The organism is Polaromonas sp. P1_G2, assembly GCF_056405515.1.
In genome coordinates this window covers 1-7076 of sequence record NZ_JBFUBY010000217.1, presented here as the reverse complement: position 1 = coordinate 7076, position 7076 = coordinate 1, and the positions used below count along the sequence as shown (strand labels likewise).

Genomic DNA, 7076 nt, shown 5'->3' with positions numbered 1-7076 from the left:
GCTTTGGGCCGGTTCAGCGTGATCAGCCCGGCATTACCGCGCCGCTCAAGCAGGACCTCAGCCCTGGTTTCCGTATTCGTATTCATATCGCTCATGCCCGCTGCCTCCATCCAACCAGTTCATTGACCACCAGCGCGCCTATCACCAGGGCGCCGCCTGTCAGCACACTCGCGCCGGGCACCTCGCCCGCGCCGAACCAGGCCAGCAAGATCCCGAAAATCACTTCCAGCAGCGCCAGCAAGGCGACTTCCGGCGCCTTGAGCACGCCGGCGCACATCACCGACAACACACAAGGAATGGCCAGCTGCACCAGGCCCAGCAATGCCAGCAAGCCGATGTCATGCGCCGTGGCGGAGAAAGGCAGCGACAGCGGCAAGGTGGCCAGCGTCGAGATCACCGCACCCAGCAGCACCGCGGGCACCAGGTCGACATTCTTGCCGTGGGCGCGGCTGTGCTGCACCACCGTCCAGTTGCTGGCGCTGGCCAGCGGCACCATCAGGGCCACCAGGGTGCCGCCGATGTGGCTGGAAAGGTCCATCTGTCCGCCGTACATCCAGGCAATGCCGGCGCCGGCCATGGCAATGGCCAGCCAGGTCCGCGCGGGAATGCTGTGGCCGATGAAGGCGCGGGCCAGCAAGGCCGTGAGGAAGGGGCTGAGCGCCATGGTCACCAGCACATTGGCCACGGTGGTCATCGTGAGCGCGACCATGAAGGCCGTGAACATCACGCTCCAGCAGACGCCCGACAGCCAGAAGGCCGAGCCGCCGTTGCGTATCTTGGTGAACACCGCCCTGCCCTGGAAAAACGGCAGGATGACCAGCAGCGACACCACCGTGAAAAAGCTGCGCCAGAAGGTGACTTCAAAGCTGCGGGCTGACTCCAGGTGGCGTGTCACAACGCCGGCGATCGACCACATCATGGTCACGAGGATCATCAGGAAAACGGCGCGGGAATGCGTGAGTTTCATGGGATGGGCAATCAATTCAGGCTGTTGTGCAGACATAAAAGCAAAGGCCGCTGAAGCTTGCGCGCAGCGGCCTTTGACAATCTCCTGCCGCATCATGCGGCCGGAGTGGCCTTATCTCAAGAACGGCCAGCGCGTTTACGGTCGCTTTCTTTCAGGTGGCGCTTGCGCAGGCGGATGGACTTGGGCGTGATTTCGACCAGTTCGTCGTCCTCGATGAATTCCACGCCGTATTCCAGCGTGCATTCAATCGGCGGCGTGATCTTGATCGCGTCTTCCTTGCCGCTAACGCGGAAGTTGGTCAGCTGCTTGGTGCGCGTGGCGTTGACCACCAGGTCGTTGTCGCGGCTGTGGATACCGACGATCATGCCTTCGTACACCGGGTCGTTGGCGCGCACGAACATGCGGCCGCGGTCGTCCAGCTTGCCCAGGGCGTAGGTGAAAATTTCACCGTCGTCCATGGAGATCAGCACGCCGTTCTTGCGGCCGCCGATCTCGCCCTTGTGCGCTTCGTAGCTGTCGAAGATGTTGGAGATCAGGCCGGAACCGCGCGTCAGGTTCAGGAATTCGTTGGTGAAGCCGATCAGGCCGCGCGCCGGGATGCGGTACTCGAGGCGCACACGGCCGCGGCCGTCCGGCTCCATGTTCACCAGCTCGCCCTTGCGCTCGCCCAGTGCCTGCATCACACCGCCCTGGTGCTGGTCTTCGATGTCCGCGGTGACCAGCTCGATAGGTTCGTGCTTTTCACCGTTGACCTCCTTGAACACCACGCGCGGCTTGGAGACGGCCAGTTCATAGCCTTCGCGGCGCATGTTTTCCAGCAGGATGGTCAGGTGCAGTTCGCCGCGGCCCATGACTTCAAAAATACCTTCTTCGTCGGTTTCCTTGACGCGCAGGGCGACGTTGTGCTGCAGCTCTTTCTGCAGGCGGTCCCAGATCTGGCGGCTGGTGACGAACTTGCCTTCACGGCCGGCCAGCGGGCTGGTGTTGACGCAGAAGTTCATGGTCAGCGTCGGCTCGTCCACTTTGAGCATGGGCAGCGGTGCCGGGTTGGTCGGGTCGGTGATGGTCACGCCGATGCCGATGTCGGTAATGCCGTTGATCAGCACGATCTCGCCGGGGCCGGCTTCGGTGGCCTGCACGCGCTCCAGGCCCTGGAAAGTCAGGACCTGGTTGACGCGGCCTTTGACGGCCTTGCCGTCCGGGCCTTCCATGACCACGACGTCCATCATGGGCTTGATGGTGCCCTGGCTGATGCGGCCCACGCCGATGCGGCCCACGAAGGTCGAGAAGTCAAGCGCGGAGATCTGCAGTTGCAGCGGTGCCGCCGGGTCGCCGTTCTGGGACGGGACGTGCTTGAGGATGGTATTGAACAGGGCCGACATGTCGGGACCCCACTGTTCGTTGGGAGGACCTTCCTCGAGCGAAGACCAGCCGTTGATGCCGGAGGCATAGACCACCGGGAAGTCGAGCTGTTCGTCGGTCGCGCCCAGTTTGTCGAACAGGTCGAAGGCGGCGTTGACCACCTTGTCGGGATTGGCGCCCGGCTTGTCGACCTTGTTGAYCRCCACGATGGGCTTCAAGCCCAGGGCCAGCGCTTTCTTGGTCACGAAGCGCGTCTGGGGCATGGGGCCTTCCTGCGCGTCGATCAGCAGCACCACGCCGTCGACCATGGACAGCGCGCGCTCCACTTCACCGCCGAAGTCGGCGTGGCCCGGGGTGTCGACGATGTTGATGTGCGTGCCTTCCCAGGTCACGGCGCAGTTCTTGGCCAGGATGGTGATGCCGCGTTCTTTTTCGATGGCGTTGTTGTCCATCACGGTGTCGACCACTTTTTCGTGCTCGGCGAAGGTGCCGGACTGGCGCAGCAACTGGTCGACCATGGTGGTTTTGCCATGGTCAACGTGGGCGATGATGGCGATATTGCGGATCTGTTTGTGGCTCATGGTTGGCTTTCTGGGAACTTTAAAACGTCAAAACTGGCAAAAAAACTGTTAGTGATGGACAAGGGCCGCCGCACCCGTGGGCGCGGCATGGCCGGAACTCTGTGCGGCCGCCAGGATGTCCTGGATCTCGACCGGGCTCAGCAGGCGCTGCGGAATCAGTTCGTCGGCCGTGATGTGGGCCGAACCCAGGAAGGCCGGCACCTCGCCGCCCTGCCCCGGACCGTAGACCTGTACCAGCGGCGCATCGGCGCCCCACTGGCCGGGCGCGCCCCGACGGCGCAGGCCGCTTAAAAACCGCCCTGCATTGTCGGCGTCCAATGTGACAGACGGGTACGCCGCCACCAGGGTCTGCGGCGGCAGCAGGCAGGCTTCGCGCTCGGGCTCGGTCATGGCTTCCAGGGCCGGCAAGCTGACGCACTGCTGGGTGGTGTAGCCGCCGGTCTCCAGCCGCCTGAGCGAACCCAGGTGCGCGCCGCAACCTATGGCCTCGCCGATGTCTTCGCCCAGCGTGCGGATGTAGGTGCCCTTGCTGCAGCTCACCGTGATCTTGATGGCAGCCGGCGCGCGCGCGTCGTGGACCACGGCCATTTCCAGCGCGAAGATGGTGATGTGGCGGGCCTCCCGCTCGACTTCCTGGCCCTTGCGGGCATATTCGTACAGCGCCTTGCCGTCTTTCTTGAGCGCCGAGTACATGGGCGGCACCTGCGCCAGCGGGCCGGTGAAACGCGCCGTCAGGTCTTGCAGCAGGGCCGGCGTGATCTCCGGCACGGGCCGGGTTTCAATCACGTCGCCCTCGGCATCGGCGGTGCTGGTTTTGGTGCCCAGCAGCAGCACGGCTTCATAGGTCTTGTTGGCGTCGAGCTGGATCTGGCTGAATTTGGTGGCCGCGCCAAAACACAACGGCAGTACGCCGGTGGCCAGCGGGTCCAGCGTGCCGGTGTGGCCGGCCTTGTCGGCGCGCAGCAGCCATTTGGCCTTCTGCAAGGCCTGGTTGCTCGACAGGCCCAGCGGCTTGTCGAGCAGCAGCACGCCGTGCACGGGACGTCGCTGGATTTTCTGGCGATGAGAAGAAGTTTGCGTCATAAATTCCGACAGGTTCAGCGCACGGGACAAACCGGGCGCTTCGTTGGCGCCGTTGTCCCTGAACCTGTCATCAAGGGGAACGGCGCGAACTCAGTCGTCTTGGGCGCGGGAGGAGACCGCCTTGGCAATCAAGGCGTTCATGTCGGCCGCGCGTTCGGTCGTGCGGTCGAAATGGAAATGCAGGGTCGGCACGGTGTGCGTCATCAAGCGCTTGAACAGGCCGTTGCGCAGGAAGCCCGCGGCCTGGTTGAGCGCTTCCTCGCACTCTTTTGGGTCGCCGACGAGCACGCTGAAAAACACCTTGGCATGCGCGTAATCGGCTGTCACTTCGACTGCCTGGACGGTCACCATCCCGACCCGCGGGTCTTTGAGTTCGCGCGCGATCAGCTCCGTCAGATCGCGCTGGATCTGGTCGGCAACGCGAAAACCGCGGTTGGGGGTGGTGGATTTCTTGCGCATGTCAAAAAGTGTTGAGGCCTTTGGCGTGAAGCCCGGCAGCCTGGTGGGCTGCGGGCGGATTCACGTGGTTCAGGCTTCCAGCGTTCTGGCCACTTCCCTGATTTCAAAGAACTCCAGGATGTCGCCAACCTGGATGTCGTTGTAGTTCTTGATGTTCAAGCCGCACTCGAAGCCTTCCTTGACTTCCTTGGCATCGTCCTTGAAACGCTTGAGCGAGTCGAGTTCACCCGTGAAGATGACCACGTTTTCGCGCAGGAGGCGCAGGCGCGCCGTGCGGCGAACCACACCGGCGGTGACCATACAGCCGGCGATCGAACCGATCTTGCTGACCTTGAACACCTGGCGAATCTCGGCATTGCCGATGACTTCTTCCTTCTTGTCCGGCGTCAGCATGCCCGACATCGCGGCGCGCAGTTCGTCCACAGCGTCATAAATGATGTTGTAGTAACGAATGTCCACGCCGTTGTTTTCGGCCTGCTTGCGGGCCTGGGCATCGGCGCGGGTGTTGAACCCGATCACCACTGCCTTGGAGGCGATGGCCAGATTGACGTCCGACTCGGAAATGCCACCGACACCGGAGTACACCAGCTGGACCTTGACCTCGTCGGTCGAGAGCTTGAGCAGCGACTGGGACAGCGCTTCCTGCGAGCCCTGCACATCGGCCTTGATAATGATAGGCAGCATCTTGACTTCGCCGGCGCCGATGTCGGAGAACATGTTCTCCAGCTTGGCGGCCTGCTGCTTGGCCAGCTTGGTGTTGCGGAACTTGCCGGCACGGTAGGTGGAGATTTCACGGGCACGGCGCTCGTCGAGCATGACCATGAATTCATCGCCGGCCTGCGGCACTTCCGTCAGACCCTGGATTTCCACCGGGATCGACGGGCCTGCCGTTTTGATCGGCTTGCCGTTTTCATCCAGCATGGCGCGCACGCGGCCATAGGTCGAACCGGCCAGCACCACGTCGCCGGCCTTCAGTGTGCCGGCCTGGATCAGCACGGTCGCGACCGGGCCGCGGCCCTTGTCGAGGCGGGCTTCAATCACCAGACCCTTGGCCAGCGCGTCGACAGGCGCCTTCAGTTCAAGCACTTCGGCCTGCAGCAGCACCTGCTCGAGCAAGGCGTCGACACCGGCGCCGGTATGGGCCGAGACGCCGACAAAAGGAACGTCGCCGCCGAACTCTTCGGGAATCACCTCTTCGGTGACCAGTTCGCCCTTGACGCGTTCCAGGTTGATGCCCGGCTTGTCGATCTTGTTGATCGCCACAACGATGGGAACGCCGGCAGCCTTGGCATGCTTGATGGCTTCCTTGGTCTGCGGCATGACGCCGTCGTCGGCCGCGACCACCAGGATCACGATGTCGGTCGCCTGGGCGCCGCGGGCACGCATGGCGGTGAACGCCTCGTGGCCCGGGGTATCCAGGAAGGACACCATGCCGCGCGGGGTTTCCACGTGGTAGGCGCCGATGTGCTGGGTGATGCCGCCGGCTTCGCCGGAGGCAACCTTGGCGCGGCGGATGTAGTCGAGCAGCGAGGTCTTGCCATGGTCGACGTGGCCCATGACGGTCACGACAGGCGCGCGCGGCAGCAACTCGGCCTGCTGGCCTTGCACATCTTCGTCGGCAAAGGCTTCCGGATCGTCCAGCGAAGCCGTCACCGCCTTGTGGCCCATTTCTTCCACCACGATCATGGCGGTATCCTGGTCCAGCGGCTGGTTGATGGTGACCATCTGGCCAAGCTTCATCAGGTGCTTGATCACCTCGGACGACTTGACGCTCATCTTGTGGGCGAGTTCGGCCACGGTGATGGTTTCAGGCACATGCACTTCGATGACCTTGAACTCGGTCGGCGCCACAAAGGTGGACTCGGGACGTGCCTCGCGGTCGTTGCCGCGGCGGCCGCGCGGGCCGCTGCGGAAATTGCCGCGTCCGGGCACGACAGGTGCGCCACGGCTCGGGATGCCCTTCTTCTTGGCGGCGTCGTCCTTCCAGGTCGAAGACAGGTTCTCCGACTTGACTTCCTTCTTGCCGGCGGCGCCCGGTGCGCCCGCGGCTGCGGGAGCGCCCGGCTTGGCGGCTGCGCCCGGCACGGCGGCCGGTTTGTGCAGCGTGCCCTTGATGGCCGCCTTGGGGTCGACGTGCGGCACCAGTACGCGCTTGGGTGCGGACATCATGGCGCGGATGCCAGCGGCTTCGGCTTCGGCCTTGCGRCGGCGTTCCTGCAGTTCCTGCGCCTTGGCGGCGTCAGCCTGGAATTCAGCGGTGGCCTTGGCTTTGGCCGTGGCCGCAGCTGCGGCGGCGTCGGCCGCCTTGGTGACCTGCTCGGCAGCAGCGGTTTCGGCGGCCTTGGCGGCGGCGGCGGTCGGTGCGGAGGCTTCCTTGGCGGCCTTGCCGGTCGCGGGCTTGGCTTTCTTCACGGCATCGGCGGCGGCAGCGGCTGCCTGGGCGGCCTGCTCGGCGGCCAGGCGTTCCTGTTCGCGCGCGGCGTCCTTCGCATCCTGCTCATCGCGCAGGCGGCGTTTTTCGGCGAGTTCCTGCTCCTGGCGGCGCAGCAGCTCGGCATGGCGRCTGGCTTCTTCCTCGCGGCGGATCAGTTCGGCGTCATCGATGACGGGGGCCGGCGGCGGCG

5 protein-coding genes are annotated in these 7076 nt (G+C 64.3%); all 5 read right to left on the bottom strand.

Going from position 1 to position 7076, the window contains the following annotated elements:
• Positions 1 to 91: 91 nt before the first annotated feature.
• Positions 92 to 967, bottom strand: a complete 876-nt coding sequence (locus AC1D0P_RS18895) for a DMT family transporter (RefSeq protein WP_477678163.1) — start codon at positions 965 to 967, stop codon at positions 92 to 94.
• 116 nt (positions 968 to 1083) lie between these two features.
• Entirely contained in the window at positions 1084 to 2910 is a 1827-nt protein-coding gene (gene typA / locus AC1D0P_RS18890; protein WP_477678162.1) for a translational GTPase TypA, read from the bottom strand.
• 48 nt (positions 2911 to 2958) lie between these two features.
• Positions 2959 to 3993 (bottom strand): tRNA pseudouridine(55) synthase TruB, encoded by a 1035-nt coding sequence (gene truB / locus AC1D0P_RS18885; RefSeq protein ID WP_477678161.1) that lies wholly within the window; start codon positions 3991 to 3993, stop codon positions 2959 to 2961.
• A 90-nt stretch (positions 3994 to 4083) separates the two neighbouring features.
• A complete protein-coding gene (gene rbfA / locus AC1D0P_RS18880; RefSeq protein ID WP_436154760.1) occupies positions 4084 to 4452 on the bottom strand; it encodes a 30S ribosome-binding factor RbfA in 369 nt (122 codons plus the stop codon).
• Between the two features lie 69 nt (positions 4453 to 4521).
• Positions 4522 to 7076, bottom strand: a 2555-nt coding sequence (gene infB, locus AC1D0P_RS18875; RefSeq protein ID WP_477678160.1) for a translation initiation factor IF-2, incomplete at its 5' end; no start/stop codon positions are given.

Excerpts from the sequence above, each read along its gene's own strand:
- AC1D0P_RS18895 (WP_477678163.1), bottom strand. The coding sequence starts at position 967 with ATGAAACTCACGCATTCCCGCGCCGTTTTCCTGATGATCCTCGTGACC.
- truB (WP_477678161.1), bottom strand. The coding sequence starts at position 3,993 with ATGACGCAAACTTCTTCTCATCGCCAGAAAATCCAGCGACGTCCCGTG.
- rbfA (WP_436154760.1), bottom strand. The coding sequence starts at position 4,452 with ATGCGCAAGAAATCCACCACCCCCAACCGCGGTTTTCGCGTTGCCGAC.